Genomic DNA, 23,100 nt, shown 5'->3' on the forward strand with positions numbered 1-23,100 from the left:
TTCAGACTGCGAGTAATAGCAACAGACTGTTTTGAAACCTTTTTTATAAAACTTAAAACACGAATGGTTATACGTATATTACCGCATAACCATTCGTGTTTATCGCTAGCTGACATGCTTTTTTCCCTGTCCCTTAAGATTAAACATTTCGTGATGGAATTTGTTTATTAATCCATACACCCATTTTTGAAAATACTAACGTAAAGATTATTGAAATAATTATCCCTTTTAATAAATTGAATGGAATAATTGCGGAAATAATTGTTTGTCTTAATATAGTAGTATCATTCGGAATTTTCATTAACGCATTATAGAAAGGTAACATGATAAAGTAATTAAATAGACTTAATAAAGCAGTCATGATTAAAATACTTAATGTTAAACCGATAGCCATCCCTTTTTTTGACTTAATTTTATTATAAATAAAATAGGTTGGCAGTATAAATGAGATTCCAGCGATAAAATTAGCAAAATGACCAACTGGAATTCCTGTTTCACTTCCTGTTATTAAATAATCCAATATATTTTTTATCAATTCAACTAATATTCCTGCTACAGGTCCTAAAATAAGTGCTGCAACTAAAGCAGGAATATCACTAAAGTCAACTTTTAAGTAGCTTGGAAATGGTGGAATTGGAAATTTAAGCATCATTAACACATAAGCTAAACTACTCATCATCCCAATCAAAACATACTTTCTTACATTCATTTTTTTCTTCATTTTCTTCTCTCCTTCTTTTTAGGATCCATCTACCTAAGAAGAAAGATTCAGCAATTTATTAAGAATACTGCAAATAAAAACCCTCAAGCTAAAGATATACTTGAGGGAGTAGTTTAAAGGTTGCATTCTTAATAAACGTTCTGAAAAGCTATTTTGAACGATTGCAGAACCTCCATCTTCTCCCATCCAGACTTTACTGTCGGTTTTGGAATTTCACCAAATCAACCTACCGAAGTAGGGTCACGGACTTTGAGTGCAAGACTCATCACCGTCGGTCGGGAATTTCACCCTGCCCCGAAGATAGACCAATATTAATTTGTTGTTTTACAATTGTTATTATACATGAAACAAACAATATTTGTGAAGAAGTTTGCTTAGAACTTCATATATTGTTCACAATTTCACATATAAATGACTTATTTTCAATCAAAAAGAGTTCACAAAATACTATTATACTTTAACTTCGGGATAGTATCTTGTGAACGCTTTTTGCCGTTAGCCTTTTTTAATAAAAGGATTCGGTTGATTCCTCTCATGAAAGAAACTAACTCACTTTACCTATTCCTATACATTCTAAGTAAATTCCTCATTTTTATCTTCTATAAGATACTCACTGCTTTTTAGATATATACTTGCCTTCTTATATGGTATCGTTGTATATTCTGAGTCATCTTCTTTCTCCAATTCCAGCTCCATTTTCTGCATGCTTCTCTTTATATACTCTTCTTCCAACTTTTTTTCTTCCTCTAGAAGCAAATTTTTTTTAGGAGAGTGAATGGGTTCTGTTACTACATCCTCTACCTCTTCTTGCACAGCTATTTTTACAGTCTGACCTACTTGTACATTTCCTAATACTAAAATTGGATTTATTGCATTTTCTTTTGTAATGGTCCACTCTTTATTATGTATTTCAAAATGTAAATGTACACCAGAGGAATATCCTGTATTCCCCATTTCACCAATCAATTCCCCTTTTTTTACCAATTGTTTTTCCTTTACATGCAGTTTATTTAGATGAGCATAGACCGTTTCTAAGTCATTTTCATGTTTAACAAAAATAACATTGCCATAGGATTGAGAATAATAGGATTTTGTTACGACCCCTTCATCTACCACATACACTTTGTCTCCAAGATCTCCTGCAATATCTATTCCTTTATGTGTCCCATTTCTTGTATTAAAGGTATCCGTTATTATTCCTTCACTTGGCCAAGTCCATGCTTTTGTGCGGTCAGCGAGGGAAAATGCTTTTGCTTGTGAATGCTTGCCCCCTAAAAACAGTAAACTTATAAATAATAGCATAATAGCGGCTATAAGTATTCGCCTAATATAGTCTCCCATTAGTATCCTCCTTTTCCTTTCGTATCAAAAGACAGTCTTGTATGGAAAATTTACATGAAGAGGTCCATTTAAAATTCACCTATTGCAATTGACATTTACATAGATTCCTACTCTTCATATACAGATATACAATAAAATCAATTTTTTTACTAAACATGCATTGTATCTGTTTGCTCCTATTAAAATGTATTAGCAATTCTTTCTTTTAACTAACAGTCCCTACTGTTTCTACTCTTTCAACTTATGAGTACATGTTAATTGTTAGAACTATAGAATAGGCAGCTGTAAAATCTTTCCCTTCTTTCACTTATAGTTGTTTAAAAAGGCAACAAAAATTATTTTATTCATTTATTCTTTTTTTATCCTATTTTGTTCCAAGCTTTGATAAAAGGAAGAATATATTTTCTCAAAATAGCTTCCTTTATTAATTTCATGGGGAAGCACTATTTTATAAAATTAGAACATAAAAAGAGGCTGGGACATAAGCATTTCAATCAAAAACAAACACGAACTATAATGTAATTAAATTACATTATAGTTCGTGTTTGTTTTTTTAGAAAAAGATTTAAAAACGAAGTGTAATGGAGCGGAGGACGCTCGACTCCTGCGGGAAAAAGAGACGCTTTAGACCCCGCAGCGAATGCGAGGAGGCTCAGCTTCCTCCCCGCGGAAAGCGAGCGTCTGTAGCGCAATGGAACGACTTAGTTTTTACACTTAACTATATTTAAAAACATAGATAACCCTCATGAGAAAGTAGCTTTATTTAAGAGCTAAATTAAAGATTGTTCGTCTTTAAAGATTAATTATTTAGTTTTGTCCCAGCCTCTTTCCCTTTATTCTTTTATATCCACTCTATTTGCAGCAACTGGAACAGCTAATTCTTTCGTTAATTGAAATTCACCAACTGCTTCAACTTTCGTATTCTCAAACTTAACTGTTGAGTATTTAAAGTCCTTTGCAGTTAAAAGGATAGATTCGATTGCATATAACGTCTTCTGATCCTCTTCCATTTTACTTTCATTCGACAAATGGACAATTAACTGCCTTTTCCCTTCGTCCTTTGAAACCTTATCAATATCAATTGTATCAGGGATTGATGCTGTTAATCCATGTGTTTCCATATCATCTTCCATTGCATCAAAAGCATTTTCAATTGTATCATAAGGTTTTTCCCAAGGTACATATAATGGTTTTTCTGTTGATTCATCTTGCAAAAGGAAGTAGGCACGTTTTTCCAGCGGACTATATTCAATAGTCGTTTCTTTTCGATTACCGAGCTCAACTCCTAGTTTTCCGTCTGTATAAAACATCATTTTCTTTGCACCAATTGTCTGCAATTGCTGCTGAATTAGTGTATTAAAAAAGTCCTCAGAATGTGAACCAATGTTCGTCAATTTTTGTTTCGTGTCTACTTCGATGGTATTATTACTTAAATGATAAGTAAACAGCTCTGGACTAATTGGAAAATAGTCACTTAACTGTTTATTAACACCAATCATTTTATCTATATTTTGAACATATAAATCAAACCTAGATAAATGATTCGGATTTTCAACTAAAATGCTAACAGGAACAATCACTTGGATATTTTGATCAGGAATTGGATAGGTTATTACCTCAGAATCACCTACGTCTTCATGATATATAGCAACTTTTGTAAGAGCCGGTGAGGCCATTTTCGTTTGCCGATCCGTAATTTCAGAATTTTGTATTTCATTTTCTTCTACCTTTTCGGACACACTATTTTTCATTAAAGCAGAATTATCAGCAACTTTACTTTCGCTCTCCAATGATTCATTGCTGTCCAAAAAACTTTGACTAATAATAAATAGAATCATCATTGTGCATACTGTCGCCAATATTGGCATGAATACTCTTGTTTTGTGAACAGATTTCTTTCTCATTTGGATAGTATGATAAATAAATTCCGGGCTCCGTTCATCTTTAATAGATGGCAATTGCTTAAGGGTTTGCTTGATTTTTTCATCATTCCACTTTTGTTTCGGCATAAGAATCCTCCTTCCCCCCGTTTTCCTCTAAAAAGGTCCGTAGTGCCTTTAATGCTCTGTGCTGTGTTGTTTTCACTTTACTTTCTGTCCATCCAAGTGTTTTCGCTGTCTCTGATATGGAAAGTTCTTGAATATATCGAAACACAATAACCATTTTCTGGTCTACTGTACAATATTGTAACGCATTGTAAACACTCTTCATTTCTTCCGATTGCATGGTAATTTCTTCTGGAAGAAATCCATCTGCTTTTATTTGCTGTTTGGACCAGTCAAACTTATCAATAATACGCTCTTTCCAATTCTTTTGTTTACGAAAATGGTCGATGGCAACATTTCTAGCAATACTAAATAACCAGGTTTTCTCCGTACTCTTACCCTCAAAGCGATGATAGGAATTTAGAACACGAATATAAACTTCTTGTACTAAATCTTCTGCCGTCTCCTTGTGATTTACCATATAAAATAAAAATTGAAAAACGTCATGATGATACTTAGTATAGATTTCATCAAAAACGGAGTTCATCTTTTCCCCTCCCCCGTTCAATATATTAGTCGTAATTTAGTGTCATTAGTTTCAGTATTTTATAATTAATTCTAGTTTCTTTTACTTATTCCTTATAATGTGCAACTATCATCAGTACTTTTTCTTCATCCCATACTGATAGTTGAAACATTTTGAGCACTCACATACAGTTGATCTCCCGCCTATTTTTCTTGAAATTACTTAGCAAGCGTTCCGTCTTACAGAAGTTTAATAGTGGAATAAATATAATAAAAGGGGGTCAAGAAAAGTTTACCCTTACAAGTTATACTTGCATGTAGTAACATTCCTACATACAAAATGGAAAAATAGCTTGTAGGGTCAAAATCCTTCCATGACACCCCCATATGTTCTATTATGTTAAATTGTTTCTCATGAATCAAGAAGAATCGGCACTTTCTCTAATTTTCTTCTTTATTTCGAGGTAAAAAGATAAAAAATGTCGTCCCTCGACCATATTTACTGTAAACAGAAATATCGCCACCATGGGCGTCAATGATATTTTTTACAATAGCTAATCCTAGGCCAGTCCCTGCATTCCCTCTTGTTCTTGCTTTATCTGCTTTATAAAAACGTTCAAAAACATATGGCAAATCTTCCTCAGGAATACCTGCCCCTGTATCCTCCACTTCTATATATACTCCGTAATCATCAGAACGAGCACGTAAAGAAACAGTACCCTCACTCGGCGTATGTCGTAAACTATTATCCATTATATTGGTTAAAACTTGCTCGATACGATCTGGATCCAGCTCATATTCACCAATATCTTCTGAAATAAAAACAGTAAAAACTATTTCCTTCTCTTTCGCAATTGTTTTAAACTTTCTTGCAACGCGGTTTATAAAGCTATTTAAATCAACTTGTTCTTTTCTTAGTTCTAAGTAGCCAGTTTCCATTCGGGCTAAATCTAGAAATTCATTTACTAAGCGCCCCATTCTTAATGACTCATCGTAGATTATCCGTGCCATTTCTCTCTTTTCTTCCTCTGATTCAGCAATATTATCTACAATTGCTTCACTATATCCTTGTAACATACTTATCGGAGTTCTAAGTTCATGAGAAATATTCGCAATAAAATCAATCCGCAACTTATCTAATTTCCGTTCCTCTGTCATATCGCGAATAACCACAATTGCTCCCCTAATATCCTTTTTATTATAAAGGGGACTAACAATCATAACCCAGTTTCTGCCTTGTAAAGTGATTTCATCTATTTGTTCGTTACCAGTATGGACGGCAAGCTGAAATAATTTCTTCAGTTCATTAGGAATTTGCGCATGCATATCACTTAATTCGCCTTTTTCATAATACCAGTGTTGCAAGAATTTTTCTGCTGGTGGATTGGTAAGGAGCAAGCTCCCATTTCGATTAAGTGTTAGTACCCCATCTGCCATTCCACTTAAAATATTATCCAACTGTTCTTTTTCTTGGCTTAAGGCGTTCATATTAAAATGTAATCTTCTTGCCATTTCATTGAACGCAATCGAAAGTTCACCGATTTCATCTTGCGCCATTATAGGTACCTTTGTCGAAAAATTCCCTTGAGATACTTCAAAGGCAGCTTCTCTCATCTTTCTTAAAGGCGCAGTAATTCTTGTTAATAAGAAAAACGCAAATATCGTCGTTAAAATAATGGCAATAACAGCAGCTAATACGATAAATTTAGCTGTTGACTGCTTAGATTCATTCATCGATTGTAAAGACTGATAAATAAAAACAGCCCCATCATTCCCATTAACATGTAGGGGAGAACCTACGATTGCTACCTGCTCAGGTGTATCATCCTTATTCTTCCATCTTGTCATCACAACGGTTGGCTCATTACTTGATGCCACGTTTTTTAATGCTTCATTTTCTTCAATGTAAGAAACGGAAAGTTCCTGTAGACGACTCTCTGGATAATAATAAATTTGGTCAGGAGAAGAAATGATGAATGCTCCAGTCGAATGATCTAAAAGTTCCCCTACAATTTCTAATCCAGTCTGATTATTATGTTCTTTCATTATTTCTGATATTTTAGTTGCTGTATTGGTTAATTCAGTTTCCGTTTGCTCTGTATAATATTGCTCAAAATACTCCAGTAGCATGATTGTAAGAATCGTTAAAACAACGGAAACCAGCAATAAAAAGGTTATCCAAAGCTTAAATACTACGCTTCGCCAAAACTTCATCCATTGTTAACCTCAAACTTATAGCCTACTCCCCAAACAGTAACAATCATGCTAGCTGCCTCTTCCGAAACGCGATTAAGCTTTTCTCTTAATCTTTTAACATGTGTATCGACTGTTCTTAAATCACCAAAAAATTCGTAATGCCATACTTCTTTTAATAGTAATTCTCGATCAAATACCTTATCTGGTGACTTAGCTAGGAAATATAATAGTTCATATTCCTTTGGAGTTAAGCTTACTTCTTTACCGCTAGCTAATACACGATGTGCATCATGATCAATGGTTAATGCTGGAAATATGATGACGTCCTTTGATGAGCTGTCACTTTGTTCAAATGTAGTGGTGGTTGAACGTCTCAAGAGTGCTTTTACTCTTAAAACTACCTCTCTAGGACTAAATGGCTTTACAATATAATCATCTGTACCAACTTCAAATCCTTGAACTCTATTTACTTCTTCCCCTTTAGCAGTAAGCATGATAACAGGAGTAGTTTTTTTCTCTCTTAACTCCTTGCATACCTCCATACCATCTTTTCCAGGCATCATCAGATCGAGTAAGATAACATCATAATCAGTGTTTAATGCCTTAGAAAGAGCGCTCACTCCATCTTCCGCTTCCTCTACAGTAAACTCTTCTCTTTCTAAGTACATTTTTAAAAGACGTCTAATTCTTTCTTCGTCATCTACCACTAGGATTTTAATTTCCTTCTCCATCGTTCATACCTCCTAACAAAATACACGAAACGATATATTGTCCTATTATGTTTCGTATGTTACATGTATAAATAAATGCAATGTATGTTATGGACTATTATTTATACTGCAGTTTTCCAATTAAATAGTAAATTATTTAGATGATTTCTCTTATTTGTCACATTTATTATAGCATTATTATCATGCAGATATTGTTATCATCCCATTGCCATATGTGACACTTTTATGAACTTTTGTTGATTTACCTATTTATAACAGAACAAATGAGAAAGCTTTTTCTGATATTCAGTGAATAATTAGAAGCAGCAGAGGAAAGTCATTGTATTAAATAAACTCTCTCCAGCTGAAATCATATATATAGTATAATTACCCCTTCTTTTTCTGTGCTTCTGCTCTCAATAACTTCACTTCATGTGCAGTAAGTTCCCGAGCATCTCCAGGTTGTAAACCATTTAAATTTAAGAAAGAATATCTTTCTCTTTTTAATTTCATAACAGGTGTTCCAATCGCCTCAAACATTCTTCTTACTTGACGATTTCTTCCCTCATGGATTTTCAACTCAACGATACTTGTTCCTTTTTTCTTATCGACAGACAGGATTTTTGCTCTTGCTGGAGCAGTTTTTCCATCCTCTAGCATAATGCCTCTTTCCAATTGCTTTACTTTTTCCCGCGCTGGTATTCCCTTCACTTTAGCAACATAGACTTTTTCAATTTCACCCTTTGGATGCATCATTAAATTAGCAAATTCTCCATCGTTCGTTAACAAAATAATGCCAGATGTATCATAGTCTAGGCGTCCAATTGGATAAATTCTTGCTTCTATTTCAGTGAAATAATCTGTGACGACTTTTCTCCCTTTATCATCATTAACACTAGAGATTACTCCTCTTGGTTTATATAGTATGAAATAAACAGGTTCTTCTCTTTCTACAGGGATGCCACTTACTTCAATTTTATCGTTAGAACCGACTTTTACGCCTAACTCTTTAACTGTTTTTCCATTAACCCTTACTTTTCCTTCAAGGATTAATTCCTCTGCTTTTCTTCTTGATGCAATTCCTGCATGTGCAATTACTTTTTGTAGTCTTTCCAACTCTATCACCTCATCCAATTTCTCAACAGTAAAAAATGATTGATCGTTTTTATAAAGTATTTCTAAATGTTTATCCTATTTTTATAGTGTCAATTTATTAGAAAATAGACTAATTCAAAACGCTTGATCGTTCTTTTTTTGCCATTCCTATGAATTATGACATAAATTGATGAAATTTCAAAGAAATCTTTGAAATTAGGGGGTGCTACTCATTAAATACTACCAAAATTAAAAACCATTTTTAGAACTCACTTAGAGAGAATCTGGTAAACTAAAAAACAAAAAAAATGCCTTAAGACAAAGTTCCTAAACAAAAACTTCACCTAAGACATTTTGTTGTTATTTTCCAAACATTAAAGTTACCACAACAATAGCAGCGATAAATCCAACAAGATCTGCTAGTAATCCGACTTTTAGGGCGTCCCCCATCTTCTTTATCCCTACAGCACCGAAATAAACGGTTAATACATAGAGGGTTGTATCTGTGCTTCCTTGTATGACAGAAGCAAGCCTTCCAATAAATGAATCAGGTCCATAGGTAGAAATTAAATCGCTTGTCATTCCTAATGCCGCATTTCCTGAAATCGGTCTAATAATGGCAAGTGGTGCTACTTCAGATGGAACCCCGATAAAGTCTAATACCGGCTTGAGAAAGCTCATAAAATACTCTAATGCCCCAGATGCACGAAAAATAGAGATTGAAACGAGCATTCCTACTAAATATGGAATAATGGAGAAAGCAATCTGAATTCCTTCTTTTCCACCTTCTACAAAGCTTTCATAAGTTGGAACTTTTTTAAATGTCCCATACAGTAAAATAAACCCAATGAGGGAAGGAATCATCCACAATGAGATTAAAGAAATTATTTCCATCACTCATCACCCTTTCCGCATTCTCTTATGGTAAAAATAGCGGTCAATCAAAATCCCACCAATACAAGAGAAAATGGTTGCGATAATGGTTGGTCCTACTATATCTGTTGGAGACGCAGAATGATAGTTCATTCTAATTGCAATAACCGTTGTCGGAATTAAAGTTATACATGATGTGTTTAGGGCAAGAAAGGTAATCATACTGTTACTGGCTGTATTCTTGCCACCATTTAATCTTTTCAACTCTTCCATTGCTTTAATTCCTAATGGTGTTGCCGCATTCCCTAATCCAAATATATTTGCAATCATATTCGATAATATATACCCCATTGCAGGGTGATTCTTTGGAACCTCTGGAAATAGCTTTGCTACAATTGGCCTAAATAGGTTTGTAAGTTTTCGGAGCAAGCCTGCCTGCTCCGCTATTTTCATCATTCCAAGCCAGAAAACAAGTACACTAATCAGGCCAATACATATTGTCACTGCTTCTTTTGCCCCAGAAAAAATTGCTTTATTAACCTCATCCATTGTCCCATTAATAGCTGCAAAAACAATGCCAATTATAGCAAGGGCAGCCCAAATATAATTAACCATCCTTGCCAACCCCAGTCATTGCCATAAACATATTCTTGAAATAATCTAAAAAGCTTTTGGTTTCTTTGTTCTTATCATGTTTAAAATGAATAGGGACACTATCAACAAGCTTATCATCTAAATATATTTTTGCTTCACCAACTATTTCAGGTACATCCTCCTGATTTCTTTGCCAGTCTTCCTTTAGTTTTGTTAGTTTATACTCTACCTTAAATAAATCTTCCTCTTTCTTTGTCACAGGGAATTCAACAGCTGATTTTAAATAAATTTTATTTTTATAGAACTTATCTTTAACTGCTTTTATTTCCCCTTCCTCTAATACCTGTACCATTTTATATTGCTTAAAAGCCGTTTCAAACAGATTGATATGATCGTCCCAGTCATCAGGATCATTTAAAGTGACAGCAATATATGACACTCCATCCTTTTCAGCCGTACTAACTAACGTTCTTTTTGCTCTCTTCGTATAACCAGTTTTTCCTCCAGTTGAATATTCATAAAGACTTGTTAATAGTTTATTTTTATTTTTCCAGACACGATCCCATTTATCATTGGAGCTTTCAGAACGATAGCTTTCTGTTCCAGCAATTTTTTTATATGTATCATTGTTCATTGCATAGCGGGTAAGTAATGCCATATCATATGCTGAAGAATAGTGGTCTTCATGATCATCAAGTCCATGAGGGTTAGCAAAATGCGTGTTTTTCATTCCGATTTCTTCTGCCTTTTGGTTCATTAAATAGACAAATCCATCTAAACTTCCACCAACAGTTTCCGCAATTGCAACTGCAGCATCATTTCCTGAACGAAGCATTAAGCCATATACTAAATCCTCTAATTTAATTTTTTCCCCTTCTTGTAGATAGATAGACGATCCTTCTGTTTTTATGGCCGTACTACTGACAGTCACAGTCTTATCCAATTTTCCAGACTCAATTGCAAGAATGGCTGTCATTATTTTTGTTATACTGGCAATTCTTCTTTGCGTATATGCATCCTTTTCAAAAATAACTCGTCCAGAATCTTGTTCCATTAAAATAGCACTTTGAGCGCTCACGTACATTTGTGCACTGCTTTTTTGTGGAATAGCAAGGAACAGAATGGAGGTAATGATAGTAAAAATAATAATTTTACGTGATTTCATTTAACACAACCTCGTCTCCTTTTATGATTTGTACAAGTTTATGAAAAGAAAGACAGGCATATGACTATAATTCATGCTTTACTAGGAAATAAAAAATATGCAGCCCAGTATACTGCGCTACATACCAAAGATAGCTTTATATTTTTTTACATCTTTTTGCAAATTTACTAGGCTTTCCAGTTAATAAGGTCTCCACTTTAATTCACTTGCTTTTAAAAATCTGTTTTCAACATCTTTCCAATTAACGATATTCCACCAATTTTCTACATACTTTCCTCTATTATTTTTATACTGTAAATAGTAAGCGTGTTCCCAAACATCTATTACTAATAATGGAATGGTATCCCATTGTGTTAAAAGCATATGACGCTCAGATTGAAGAACTTCTAAATGCCTTGCTCTTGGAGACCATACTAAAAGCGCCCAGCCAACACCCTCTACCGCTTTCGCTGCTTCTGTAAAGTGCAGCTTAAATGCTTTGTAACTACCGAAATAATCCTTTATCTCTTCCAATAACGCCCCTTTTGGCTCCCCACCGCCATTGGGACTCATATTACTCCAAAAAATCGTATGGAGATAATGTCCTGAACCATGAAAAGCAAGCTCTCTAGACCAATGTTTCACAAGTGTAAAATCATTATCCTTTCTTGCTTCTTTCAACTTTTCCTCTGCCTTGTTTAGCCCATCCACATAGGATTGATGATGTTTCTGATGATGCAACTCCATTATTTCTTTTGAAATATAAGGCTCTAGTGCATCATAAGCATAAGGTAGTCTTGGCAATTGATGTTTCCCAACGGCTATGTTTGGCTCCTTCATAAATATTGTTCCAAGCTGTTGTCTTTGTGCAAAATAGCTTTCCATCTGATCATGGAGCTCCTCTGCCTCGTGTTGTATTTTAATTAATTCTTCTGTTTCAATGGGTCTTCTTTGAACCCCTTCCATTAAATACGAAAACTTATCAAGCCTTTTCCATATACTTTCTTCCTTTTGTACTTCTTCTGCCTCTAATAAGCTTTTTAATTGCTGGTTCCAAATCAACACATTTCTTACATATTCATTATAACTACTCATCTATATGTCAACTCCATTCCTTCGAAAATCGTTCTTATAAAAGGTATGACAATAAAGGTGGCATCATGTCTTTAAAATGCAGTCAGCGCATATCTTCTAGGACAGTAATTCTATTAAAAAACATAATACACGCTTTCTGCGGGTGATAACCAAAAGCGTCTATTCGAAAAAATAAAAAACCCAAACAATTATACGAAATTTTTGTTAACATCTCGTATAATTGTTTGGGTTTATATTTGGTCGGAATACTTAAGTACCAGCGTTTTTTAATCTTCTATTTGCTGAAAAGATTCAAAAAACAAATCTGCTTCTTCTTGATTAAACTCTTCTTCTTTTTCTGTTAATGGAGGAAGTTCTCCTAAATTCTTCAAGCCAAAATGATCTAAAAATTCCTTTGTTGTTCCATAAAGGATTGCTCTTCCTGCCCCATCTGCCCTACCAACTTCTTTAATTAGCGCTTTAGCAGCCAGTGTATGAAGTGGTCTTTCTGTTTTAACCCCTCGTATATCCTCAATTTCCGCCCTTGTAATTGGCTGTTTATAGGCTACGATTGCTAACGTTTCTAATGCAGCCTGCGATAAAGTGGAAGCATGGGGAGATTCCACTAACTTCTTTAAATAATCCGAATGCTCCTTCTTTGTGGCGAATTGATAAGTACCAGCTATTTCAATAATGGAAATTCCTCTGGATTTATCTTTACGATAATTTTTAATTAACTCATCTACTAATTGTTCGACCTCTAATTGCTCCAAATCTAGGACATGCATTAATTGCTTGATCGTTAATCCTTCATCTCCGGCAGCAAATAAAAGACTCTCAACAATCGCTTTCCAGTCATTCACTTTCAACCTTTTATTCAACTTCCTTTCCCATTACAAAAATATCTGCGAAGTTTCCTTCTTGTTCCACAAATATTTGTCTTCGCTTTAAAAGTTCTAGTATAGCCAAAAAAGTCACTACAATATGTGATTTTGTCGCAACTGGAAAAAGTTCATCAAAAGATGTTCTCCCTTTTCTATTACGTAAGAAACCAACAATTTCATCCATTCGACTTTCAATCGGTATTTCTTGCCTCGTGATTTTTGTTGCAAGTGGCGCCTGCAACTTTTTTCGTTTAAGCAATTTTTGAAAGGCAGCTAGCATATCATATAAAGAAACATCTAATTCTTGCTTTGCCATTTCCTCGGTCTTTAAGCTGAAATCTGATAAATCACTCGGAGGTTTTGTAAATATAAGCCCTCTTTCTAATTCCATCTCTTTTAAATCGTCGGCTGCCTCTTTAAATTTCCGATATTCTACTAACCTTTCAATTAAGTCTTCTCGTGAATCCTCTTCCGGTTCATAGATCATATCGTCATCCAGTAAATCTTCCTCGTGCTTTGGCAAGAGCATTTTGCTTTTAATTGCTAGAAGCGTTGCTGCCATCACCAAGAATTCACTTGCTACATCTAATTGTAAAACCTGCATAGCATGAACATAATCTAAATATTGTTCGGTAATTTCTGCTACGTTAATATCATAAATATCAATTTCCAATTTATTGATTAAATGAAGAAGCAAATCTAGCGGTCCTTCAAAACTATCAATTTTCACATTATACTGCATCATTCTCACCAAAATCCTAATAGAATACCCTTAACTTAATAATGATAGTATTAGTATAGAGGAAACACAATAGTTATCCAACAGAAAAATCATCCAATTCACTATTTTATAGCATATCATTACATTTTTTTTCATTTATCGATATAATAACAACCATATAAATAGCATTTTCCAAGCTTAATTATTAATATAATGAAAGTTATGTACAATGTTGGCTTTTATCTTTAAGCCCAGCCTAATAATAAAGGAGACGATTATGTATCCAAAAGAATATCTGCAATTTCTTGTTCATTTTCATGGGGATCAAGATTTTTTTGAGTGTCATGAAATATTAGAAGAATACTGGAAAAAGGTCGATTGTCGGAATAAGGAATCCATTTGGGTAGGATTCATCCTCATGGCCGTCTCTGCCTATCATCATCGAAGGGAAAATTTCAAAGGGGCACATAAAACAATCATGAAAAGCAGGAAGCTTTTAGAAAAACACAAAGAAGGCTTACATGTGTTAGGACTTGATGGGGAAGGTTTACTCCATTTATTAAGGCAACAAGAAAAAAATATCGCGCAAACCCTTTTATTTCGTCCTTATCCGTTACCTATTTCTGATTCCCACCTAGAAAAACAATGTAGAAAGTTGGCACACTCCATGGAAATCAGCTGGAATAACCAAAAAGATATCCCCATAGAAATTATACATCGCCATTTAAAACGTGATAGAAGCCTCGTTATCCAGGAGCGCGAAGAGGCTATTCAGAAGCGTCAAAGAGAATAGGCACTATTTTTAGCCAATTAAAAAGAGACTATTTCAGACAGGAAAAACGTTAGATGTTTTTTCCACAACTGAAACAGTCTCTTCTACTATTTATCTACTTGAACACCATCGCTACACTTAGATAAAAAATTCACAATTAATTCATTTGATTTCATTGTACGATTAGGATAAAGCCCTTTAACAGCCTGTACCATGGATTTCCCAACACCTTGGTGTCTATGAGATGGATTTACAGATATATGATGAATCGTAATAGAAGCTTCGTCTTCAAAAATAACACCGATTAAACCAATAATATCTTCTTCATCTTTCCACAGAAATAATTGCCAGTTTTCATCCGTCTCATATTGTTTAATTGTTTGTTGTAATACTTTTAAATCTTTTTCTGTAGGCATAAAAGATAATAATCCCATTGCAATCTTTTCAAATGCCTTTTTATATCGAATAATCATTAATATCCCTCATTATTTTTAAAACATAGTCATTAACAGTTTTCCCATCAAGAATAAGATTCAATCAATCTTTCCTGATCTAAAATCAAAAAAATATTCATCTGCACCGAAGTTGCCACGAATTTATTATCATCTTCTTCCCTCTTTTGCAAGAATTATCTAGGACCGGCCAAAAAAAATTATATATGTTATTGGTTCTATCATACATAAATTAGTGATATTCTTCAATGAAAATCTTATAAGCATTAGGATTCATTACCACATATGCCCAATTACCTAATTTCTTTTAACATTCTTTCTAATTCTTACACCAATAAGCTTCCTTTTTAACAAGTAATGTAAACGTAAATACTCGATGTTAAAACTCTAGTTAATACTATATAAAATATGCACGCATCTACAAAAAAGCTACAAAAAACTTTATTTTTTTAAGCATTATGGAGAATAATAAAGGGAAAGAAAAAACAATATGACTATAAATAGGAAACTTATTACTATTTATATACGTCTATTAGATATAGTCACTTGATATTAAGTAACTATATGCTATTTCTAAGAGATGGGCATATAGTCTACTTAAAACTAGTACATCAGAAGGAAATACAGGAGGGAATTAAATGAAAAAAAATAAAATACTACTATTGATACTTGCATTCTTACTAGTGTTACCAATACCAGCTTACGCAGATGTTGCAGTAGGCGATATGATTGTTACACTAGGTGAGAATTTAACAACAGAGCAGAAGCAGCTTTTATTAACCGAAATGAATGCTCCTGAAGATGCCGAAATCATAACAGTTTCCAATCAAGAAGAACATCAATATTTAGGAAATTATATCTCAAAATCGTTAATTGGTACTAGAGCGATTTCCTCTTCTGCGATTACAATTGGGGACAAAGATACTGGTATTCAAGTAACAACGAAAAATATAAACTGGGTTACTGATGAGATGTATATTAATGCATTAATAACTGCAGGTGTAAAAGATGCAAAAATTTATATTACCGCTCCTATTGAGGTTTCAGGTACTGCTGCCTTAACAGGTATTATTAAAGCATATGAGGTGTCAACCGATACCGTAATCCCCGAAGACGTAAAACAGGCAGCAAATGAAGAAATGGTAGAAACAGCTAATTTAGGAGAAGATATTGGACAAGAAGAAGCTACTGCTCTAATGGCAAAAATTAAAGAACAGATAGCGGAGGAAAAACCACAAACGGTTGAAGAGGTACAAACAATCATACAAGATTCTGCGAAAGAATTAAATATCACTTTAACAGATGAGCAGTTACAGAGCCTTATTTCTTTCTTTAATAAACTAAAAGAGCTTAACATAGACTGGAATCAAGTAGGAAATCAACTAAGTGAAGCGAAAGATAAACTCACTGGATATTTAGAAAGCGAAGAAGGAAAAAGCTTCTTATCAAAGATTAAAGAAGTCTTTGCAAGCATAGTGGATGCAATTAAGTCTTTCTTTTCTTAATGAGCCACAAAAAATCCGGACAACCATACGAAATTTCTGTATAGTTGTCCGGATTTTTTATTTGCTTTATAAAAGGCTGTTTCGGTATTGTTCCATCACACATCGATAGCCAATGGAGCGACTTCATTTTTCTGCCTGACTATTTTAAAAAACTTAGATAACCAGTATGAGAAAGTAGTTTTAATTAAGCACTATATTTGAGATTGTTCGTCTTTATAGATTGGCTAATTAATTTTTTCCAACCTCTATTTTTTTAAAGAAGCAGCTTCTTTATACGGTAAATCTAATCGTAATAAATCTTCAAATGTTTCTCTTTTCACTACTAATCTTGCTTCCCCGTTTTCCACAAAAACTACTGGAGGTCTTGGAATCCGATTATAATTATTTGCCATGGAATACCCATACGCACCAGTACAAAATACAGCAAGGACATCTTTGTCATCCGCCTTTGGTAAAGGCAAGTCCCAAATAAGCATATCACCTGATTCACAGCATTTCCCTGCAATTGAAACTGTTTCATCTGGTGTTTGTAGAGGCTTATTTGCAAGAACCGCTTCATATTTTGCTTGATATAAAGCAGGACGAATGTTATCACTCATTCCTCCATCAATCGCTAAATAATTTCTGACATTTGGGACTTCTTTTCGTGAACCAATTTGATATAGTGTAGTCCCAGCATCTCCTACAAGAGATCTTCCTGGCTCAATCCATATTTCTGGCATTTTCATATTCAGATAGCTTACTTGTTCTTTAACTTCCTTAATGATTACTTCTACATATTCAGCGGGCTTGATTGGTTGGTCTTCCTCTGTATAGCGAATACCAAAGCCACCACCTAAATTTAAGACCTGTGACTCAAATTCATGCTTCGCTTTCCAATCTGTTAAATGCGCCATTATTTTTTTTGCAGCAAGTACAAAACCTGTTGTATCAAAAATTTGGGAGCCAATATGGCAATGAAGTCCTAAAACTTCTAAAAATGGTGACTCTTTCGCCTTCAACAAAGCGGCCTCTGCTTGTCCATTCTGCAAGTCAAATCCAAACTTTGAATCTTCCTGCCCTGTTAATATATAGTCATGCGTATGTGCTTCAATGCCAGGAGTTACCCTTAAAAGAATAGACACTTTTGTCTTTTTTTCTTCACATAATTGATGAAGCATTTCAAGTTCATAAAAGTTATCAACGACAATACAGCCAATCTTATAATCGATTGCCATCAATAGCTCCTCTTTACTTTTATTATTCCCATGAAAATGTATTCTTTCTACAGGGAAATCAGCAGCAATAGCTGTATATAATTCACCACCAGAAACAACATCCAATGATAAGCCTTCCTCATTTGCTAGCTGAACCATTGCAATCGTAGAAAAGGCCTTACTTGCATAAGCAACTTGCGCTTTCACACCTAATTGGTCAAACGTTTGCTTAAACCCTCTAGCTCTTTCTCTAATTAATTCAACATCATAAATGTAAACTGGTGTTCCAAATTTTTTGACTAATAAAAGCGTATCTACGCCACCTATTTCAAGATGACCAGCATCATTTACTTTTGAAGTTCCGTAATAGTGCATTGATTCCCCTCTATTCTTCCATAAAATATTATAAATGCTCCTAATCACAAACAGACAGTCTAAAGAAAGCACTTGTCTGTTTGTGAAACTTATTTCTATCCCGCCAGGAAGGCCATAACACTCACCATCAAATCACGATTTAAAAAGATTGAAGAGGAATACAGCTCGTAAAAAACGATTCATTCAACTAACATTTCAAGTTAGGTAAAATGCCAATTGATTGAAGTTTCACTTTATTATTAGCTCACTTTAATTATCCAAATGTACCATAATTTCAGGCAATTCTCAATAGCTGATCATCTAATTTTACCAAAGAGAACGGACAGTTATTCACTCTCTAAGGAGCTTTAAATAATCTGCCCGTTCTCGCTCACTACTATTCAAGAATCAAATTGCCTCTTTTTTTGCTTACGGCTGCTTAAAACGATCTTGTGGATGTAAATGACTAGGTCTAATTCTGTTACCTGGAACCGTACGGCGTAAAAGAATTTGTGCAAAGGCTTTTGGATAAAAAGGGATAAACGGCCATAAATAAGGGACATTTAATGTTCTTGTCCGGATTAGAAATAAAAGATAGACAGTTATTCCAATAAAAAAACCTGGTGTATGGAATATTGCTACAACTATTAATAAAATTAATCGTACAAGTTTGTTCGCTATTCCTAACTCATAACTAGGTGTAGCAAAGTTACCAATTGCCGCAACTGACACATAAAGAATAACCTCTGGAACAAATAAACCTACATCTATTGCGATTTGTCCAATTAGAACTGCGGCAATTAGTCCCATTGCGGTTGACAGTGGTGTTGGCGTATGAATGGCTGCAATCCGCAAAAATTCTAATCCTAGATCTGCAATAAAGATTTGGACGACAATTGGAATATTTGTTGTTTCATTTGGTCCAATAAAAGATAGTCGCTCTGGTAATAAGGATGGCTCTAATACAACTAAAAACCAAAGAGGAAGGAAAAAAATCGAAGCAAAAACACCTAAAAATCTAACCCATCTTATAAAGCTACCAATTAATGGTGCTTGCCTATACTCTTCTGCATGCTGTAAATGATGAAAAAAGGTTGCTGGTGTAATAATGACACTTGGGGATGTATCTACATAGATAACCACATGTCCTTCTAATAAATGAGTCGCCGCTACATCCGCTCTTTCGGTATATCTAACTAGAGGATATGGATTATAGCTTTGCTTTAATAAAAATTCCTCAATTGTTTTATCCGCCATCGTTAATCCATCTGCTTTAATATTTTTCAGCTCTTTTATGACAATGTTAATTAAATCAGGATCTGCTACTCCATCAATATAACCAACAGCAATATCTGTTTTAGAGCGCTCTCCTACTCTCATAATTTCAAAGCGTAATCGCTCATCTCTAATTCTTCTTCTTGTAATGGCTGTATTTACGATAATATTTTCAACAAAACCATCTCGTGAACCACGAACTACCTTTTCTGTGTCTGGTTCTTGTGGCATTCTTCCTGGATAGCTTCTGACATCTACCACTAACCCATGATTATAGCCTTCTACCACAATGGCAATTAATCCTGAAAGTACTTGATCTACTAATTCATCCATTTTTTTAATCGGCTGTACACTTTGATGAACAAGTTGATTTTCCACAATATCAAATATATTTCTAGCTTGTGATTTTCTATCTGTATCATTTAAGAATAATAGCTGTTCTAATAATTCAGCAATTAAGACACTGTCACATAGTCCATTCACATAATATAAATGGACTTGTTTTTGCATTACCTTTATTTTGCGGACTCCTAAATCAAAACTCGTACCAAGTCCGACCCGGTCTTTCATATATTTTTCCACATTATCTAAATCTTCGTATATCTGCACCTTTTTTTCAGTCTTACTGCTCATAAAAACCACTTCTTTCTAATATATATTCAACTGCTTTTCTCGTAATCGGTGCTCCTTTTTCATAAGAATCTTTTTTCCCCATTTTCCCAATGTCGCCAATCCCAACTACAAGTGGTAAGTTTAACTCATCTAAGACATATACAGTATCTCCATTCACTCTTCCCAATTCGATTTCAGGAATTCCATATTTATCGACACCATAGGGAGTCAGTTCTCCATCTTGGTCAATCGCAACATCAATTTTCGTCCATTCTTCTCTTCTCGTCCTGCTTGCCACTGCAATAACTCCCAACACTTCTATATCAGGATGTGTAGCTATGTATTTCAATGCTTTTTCACCAGTACCTTCTCCAACAAACCCACTATCATCAAACATAACTAACACCGGATCCTGTTTGGCTTGCTTAATAAGACTTAAAATTTCCTTGCCGCTATGCTGGCTAGGATTACCAAATGAAGTAGATATACATCTCCCGCCTACTTCCTTTGCTACAATCTCAACGGCTCTTTTGGCATACTCATCTCCATCTGTAATAAGGATTACTTTTCTCCTATTATTCATTCTTTATACTTCCTTTCCGTTTCTAATATTATGGAATAAAATAGATCCAATGAAACAAGGAGCCAAAGATCTTACCAAAAACAAGAGCCATCATTAAAATTAATAATCGATCGTCAATTCCAATTCTTTTAGCTAAAAGGGGAAAAACATCTAAAACCTCTGTTAATGCGGCCGCAATCATTCCCACATATATTCCATCTGCCAATCCTATTAGAATAAGGAGAAAAGCCGGTAAAGAAAAAGTAGGTTCTTGTAAAAATGCGATTGTACCTAAAACAGCTCCTAAAACAGCAGCCCATTCATATGCATAGATTTTACTGAAGGTTTTAGTCAATTGTGTCAGCCTAGGAATAATGCCAAATACAGTTAAAAAAGCAACATATCCAGCACCAACCGTAATTCCCCAGGCTAGCCCTACAAAAATCACAAAAAGAATACTAATGATCATCTACTTTTTTAATACTTTCTTTATTTTCATGCATAATCATATATTGATCTAGGGACTGCTGATAGTTAAACACTTCTACTTCTAACGGGCTCGGCTCTTCATTTAGGCGCTTTTTAAAAACATGATTAAAAAATATTACCATTCCAAGTCCTAATCCGATTGAATAAGGTATTTGAAAAATTAATGGTTTTTCTATTTCCTTACCGGTAATCATCATATAAATGCGCTGATGAACCGTCTGCATACTTACATCTTCATGGAAATTCATAATCGTCAATCCAGACCCAATAAACAGCAACAACCACACTAGTATAAAAAACGGAAGGGCTACTTTTTTCTTTTCAAAAACTACCTCTATAATTGTTTGCGCAGGGCCAATCAATTGAATTTCCAGGTCTTTATATCGCTTTTTTATCTCACGGATAAGTCGTGTACTGTCTATGATAATAATATTCTTATCCTGTTCTGTTATATGGTAAAGACATACATTTTTTAGTGACGACAGCAGTTCATCTGTGGCAATGATTTGCGCAAGATCCTGTAGGAATATCCGTTCATCTGACTTTTTTTGAATACGATGCCTCATCCGAATATATATCGTCTCTGCCATAAGTTCCACGTCCTAACACACATTGTTTTCCTATTAAATGTAGTATTCGATAATCTTTTATAAAATATGATGGACTTCTAAGTGGTAATTTTTTCTTCAACCATATAATACTCCTACTCTCGATCCATTCCTCTCAATATATTGCTGTTCATTTCTTACGTAAAGCCAAATAAAAAAGTCGACAATCCTCCTATATGGAGATTTGCCGACTTTCCCATTTATAAATCCATCTGATCTTTCATTTGCAGTAAAATCTTTTTTTCTAGCCTAGAAACCTGCACTTGAGAAATACCTAGCCTTGTTGCTACTTCTGACTGTGTTTGATCTTTATAATATCTTAGATAAACAATCAGACGTTCTCTTTCATCTAATTCACGGATTGCTTCCTGCAAAGCAATCTTATCAAACCATTTGCCTTCATTGCCATCATCGATTTGATCCAATAAAGTAATAGGATCCCCATCATTTTCATAAACTGTTTCATGAATGGAGGATGGCGTTCTTGCTGCTTCTTGCGCGAGAACGATATCTTCTGGAGGTATATCTAAAAACTCAGAAAGTTCCCCAACTGTTGGTGTTCTGCCGTATTGCTTCGATAATTCGTCCTTCGCCTTACGAATTTTATTGCTTAATTCTTTTAACGATCTGCTTACCTTTACTGTTCCGTCATCACGGATAAATCGTTGAATTTCTCCAATAATCATTGGAACAGCATAGGTTGAAAATTTAACATCATAGCTTAAATCAAATTTATCCACTGATTTTAATAGACCGATACATCCAATTTGAAATAAATCATCTGGATCATAGCCTCTATTTAAAAACCTTTGCACGACTGACCAAACAAGACGCATATTTTTCTGAACGATTGTATCTCTTGCTGACTGATCTCCATCTTGGCTTCGTTTTATTAAGTCTTTGACTTCATGGTCTTTTAGATACGTTTCCTTCTTATCTTTCTTTACCTCCACATCCATAGACGATTCTCCTTAATTGCTTAGCATTTTGCTATTCATTAAATGCTTACGCAGACGAATCTCTGTTCCGCTATCTGGACTTGATTGAATTTCGATATCATCCATAAAGTTTTCCATGATGGTGAATCCCATACCAGATCGTTCAAGCTCTGGCTTTGTCGTAAATAATGGCTGTCTTGCTTCCTCTACATCGAAAATTCCTTTCCCTTCATCCCTGATCGTTAAATCAATGTATGAATCTTCTAATATAACCGAAATATAAACAATTCCACTTGGATCATTTTCATATCCGTGAATAATGCAGTTTGTCACTGCTTCTGATACAACTGTTTTAATTTCTGTTAATTCATCCATTGTAGGATCAAGCTGGGCTATAAAAGCTGCTACCGTCACACGTGCAAACGATTCATTCTGGCTCAGAGCACTAAATTGAATATGCATTTCATTTCTCAT

23 protein-coding genes and 1 riboswitch are annotated in these 23,100 nt (G+C 34.5%); of the genes, 2 read left to right on the forward strand and 21 right to left on the reverse strand.

The genetic code is table 11. The features are described from left to right. Window positions 1-139: 139 nt before the first annotated feature. The 13 genes from ACTNDN_RS08860 to ACTNDN_RS08920 form a co-directional block, all read right to left on the reverse strand. On the reverse strand, window positions 140-721 hold the full coding sequence (locus tag ACTNDN_RS08860; RefSeq protein WP_031537367.1) for an ECF transporter S component: 582 nt from the start codon (window positions 719-721) through the stop codon (window positions 140-142). A gap of 170 nt (window positions 722-891) precedes the next feature. Continuing rightward, window positions 892-1,027: riboswitch (FMN riboswitch) on the reverse strand. Window positions 1,028-1,294: 267 nt separating this feature from the next. Continuing rightward, window positions 1,295-2,062 (reverse strand): M23 family metallopeptidase, encoded by a 768-nt coding sequence (locus ACTNDN_RS08865; RefSeq protein WP_251628013.1) that lies wholly within the window; start codon window positions 2,060-2,062, stop codon window positions 1,295-1,297. Window positions 2,063-2,895: 833 nt separating this feature from the next. Further along, a complete protein-coding gene (locus ACTNDN_RS08870) occupies window positions 2,896-4,071 on the reverse strand; it encodes a GerMN domain-containing protein (RefSeq protein ID WP_031537365.1) in 1,176 nt (391 codons plus the stop codon). Next, a complete protein-coding gene (sigX, locus tag ACTNDN_RS08875) occupies window positions 4,049-4,615 on the reverse strand; it encodes an RNA polymerase sigma factor SigX (protein ID WP_268817824.1) in 567 nt (188 codons plus the stop codon). Before sigX ends, ACTNDN_RS08870 begins: the two co-directional genes overlap by 23 nt. Before the next feature lie 398 nt (window positions 4,616-5,013). Beyond that, window positions 5,014-6,786 carry an ATP-binding protein gene (locus ACTNDN_RS08880; RefSeq protein ID WP_235249839.1) on the reverse strand — a complete coding sequence of 591 codons (1,773 nt, stop codon included), beginning with the start codon at window positions 6,784-6,786 and terminating at the stop codon, window positions 5,014-5,016. Then, the gene (locus ACTNDN_RS08885) at window positions 6,783-7,499 is read right to left on the reverse strand and encodes a response regulator transcription factor (protein WP_235249831.1); all 717 of its coding nucleotides are present in this window, start codon (window positions 7,497-7,499) and stop codon (window positions 6,783-6,785) included. The genes ACTNDN_RS08880 and ACTNDN_RS08885 overlap by 4 nt, the downstream gene beginning before the upstream one ends. Window positions 7,500-7,865: 366 nt before the next feature. Then, window positions 7,866-8,594: a 23S rRNA pseudouridine(2605) synthase RluB gene (gene rluB, locus ACTNDN_RS08890; protein WP_235249822.1), complete on the reverse strand. Its 729-nt coding sequence runs from the start codon at window positions 8,592-8,594 to the stop codon at window positions 7,866-7,868. A gap of 339 nt (window positions 8,595-8,933) precedes the next feature. Further along, window positions 8,934-9,467 (reverse strand): spore maturation protein, encoded by a 534-nt coding sequence (locus ACTNDN_RS08895; protein WP_031537357.1) that lies wholly within the window; start codon window positions 9,465-9,467, stop codon window positions 8,934-8,936. 6 nt (window positions 9,468-9,473) lie between these two features. Next, entirely contained in the window at window positions 9,474-10,061 is a 588-nt protein-coding gene (locus tag ACTNDN_RS08900; RefSeq protein WP_031537356.1) for a nucleoside recognition domain-containing protein, read from the reverse strand. Then, complete coding sequence (locus ACTNDN_RS08905; protein WP_251628016.1) at window positions 10,054-11,205, reverse strand: D-alanyl-D-alanine carboxypeptidase family protein; 1,152 nt, start codon at window positions 11,203-11,205, stop codon at window positions 10,054-10,056. Before ACTNDN_RS08905 ends, ACTNDN_RS08900 begins: the two co-directional genes overlap by 8 nt. A gap of 180 nt (window positions 11,206-11,385) precedes the next feature. Continuing rightward, window positions 11,386-12,279, reverse strand: coding sequence for a superoxide dismutase (locus ACTNDN_RS08910; protein WP_031537354.1), 894 nt, complete (start codon window positions 12,277-12,279; stop codon window positions 11,386-11,388). A gap of 266 nt (window positions 12,280-12,545) precedes the next feature. Continuing rightward, the gene (gene scpB, locus ACTNDN_RS08915) at window positions 12,546-13,127 is read right to left on the reverse strand and encodes an SMC-Scp complex subunit ScpB (protein WP_251628030.1); all 582 of its coding nucleotides are present in this window, start codon (window positions 13,125-13,127) and stop codon (window positions 12,546-12,548) included. 4 nt (window positions 13,128-13,131) lie between these two features. Beyond that, window positions 13,132-13,884 carry a segregation/condensation protein A gene (locus tag ACTNDN_RS08920; protein WP_031537351.1) on the reverse strand — a complete coding sequence of 251 codons (753 nt, stop codon included), beginning with the start codon at window positions 13,882-13,884 and terminating at the stop codon, window positions 13,132-13,134. A 256-nt stretch (window positions 13,885-14,140) separates the two neighbouring features. On the opposite strand from ACTNDN_RS08920, the gene ACTNDN_RS08925 reads away from it, so the two are divergent. After that, the gene (locus tag ACTNDN_RS08925; RefSeq protein ID WP_441131097.1) at window positions 14,141-14,656 is read left to right on the forward strand and encodes a DUF309 domain-containing protein; all 516 of its coding nucleotides are present in this window, start codon (window positions 14,141-14,143) and stop codon (window positions 14,654-14,656) included. An 86-nt stretch (window positions 14,657-14,742) separates the two neighbouring features. Here ACTNDN_RS08925 and ACTNDN_RS08930 read toward each other — a convergent pair whose 3' ends face one another. Continuing rightward, the gene (locus ACTNDN_RS08930; protein WP_031537349.1) at window positions 14,743-15,108 is read right to left on the reverse strand and encodes a GNAT family N-acetyltransferase; all 366 of its coding nucleotides are present in this window, start codon (window positions 15,106-15,108) and stop codon (window positions 14,743-14,745) included. A gap of 617 nt (window positions 15,109-15,725) precedes the next feature. Between ACTNDN_RS08930 and ACTNDN_RS08935 the strand changes: the two genes are divergently transcribed. Beyond that, the gene (locus ACTNDN_RS08935; protein WP_235249782.1) at window positions 15,726-16,592 is read left to right on the forward strand and encodes a DUF1002 domain-containing protein; all 867 of its coding nucleotides are present in this window, start codon (window positions 15,726-15,728) and stop codon (window positions 16,590-16,592) included. A gap of 245 nt (window positions 16,593-16,837) precedes the next feature. Here the strand turns inward: ACTNDN_RS08935 and lysA are convergent, their stop codons facing one another. The 7 genes from lysA to spoIIAB all read right to left on the reverse strand — a co-directional run bounded on the left by lysA (window position 16,838) and on the right by spoIIAB (window position 23,100). Continuing rightward, window positions 16,838-18,163, reverse strand: a complete 1,326-nt coding sequence (lysA, locus tag ACTNDN_RS08940; RefSeq protein WP_251628020.1) for a diaminopimelate decarboxylase — start codon at window positions 18,161-18,163, stop codon at window positions 16,838-16,840. Window positions 18,164-18,571: 408 nt separating this feature from the next. Continuing rightward, window positions 18,572-20,050 carry a spore germination protein gene (locus ACTNDN_RS08945; RefSeq protein WP_441131099.1) on the reverse strand — a complete coding sequence of 493 codons (1,479 nt, stop codon included), beginning with the start codon at window positions 20,048-20,050 and terminating at the stop codon, window positions 18,572-18,574. Further along, a complete protein-coding gene (locus ACTNDN_RS08950; protein ID WP_031537343.1) occupies window positions 20,040-20,612 on the reverse strand; it encodes a stage V sporulation protein AE in 573 nt (190 codons plus the stop codon). The genes ACTNDN_RS08945 and ACTNDN_RS08950 overlap by 11 nt, the downstream gene beginning before the upstream one ends. A gap of 28 nt (window positions 20,613-20,640) precedes the next feature. Further along, window positions 20,641-21,060, reverse strand: coding sequence for a stage V sporulation protein AB (locus tag ACTNDN_RS08955; protein WP_031537342.1), 420 nt, complete (start codon window positions 21,058-21,060; stop codon window positions 20,641-20,643). Next, window positions 21,050-21,670 carry a stage V sporulation protein AA gene (locus tag ACTNDN_RS08960; protein ID WP_031537340.1) on the reverse strand — a complete coding sequence of 207 codons (621 nt, stop codon included), beginning with the start codon at window positions 21,668-21,670 and terminating at the stop codon, window positions 21,050-21,052. Before ACTNDN_RS08960 ends, ACTNDN_RS08955 begins: the two co-directional genes overlap by 11 nt. Before the next feature lie 218 nt (window positions 21,671-21,888). Continuing rightward, window positions 21,889-22,647, reverse strand: a complete 759-nt coding sequence (gene sigF / locus ACTNDN_RS08965) for an RNA polymerase sporulation sigma factor SigF (protein WP_031537337.1) — start codon at window positions 22,645-22,647, stop codon at window positions 21,889-21,891. Between the two features lie 12 nt (window positions 22,648-22,659). Continuing rightward, the gene (gene spoIIAB, locus ACTNDN_RS08970; protein WP_031537335.1) at window positions 22,660-23,100 is read right to left on the reverse strand and encodes an anti-sigma F factor; all 441 of its coding nucleotides are present in this window, start codon (window positions 23,098-23,100) and stop codon (window positions 22,660-22,662) included.

The organism is Niallia sp. HCP3S3_B10 (assembly GCF_052064465.1).
GTDB classification, from domain to species: domain Bacteria; phylum Bacillota; class Bacilli; order Bacillales; family Cytobacillaceae; genus Niallia; species Niallia hominis.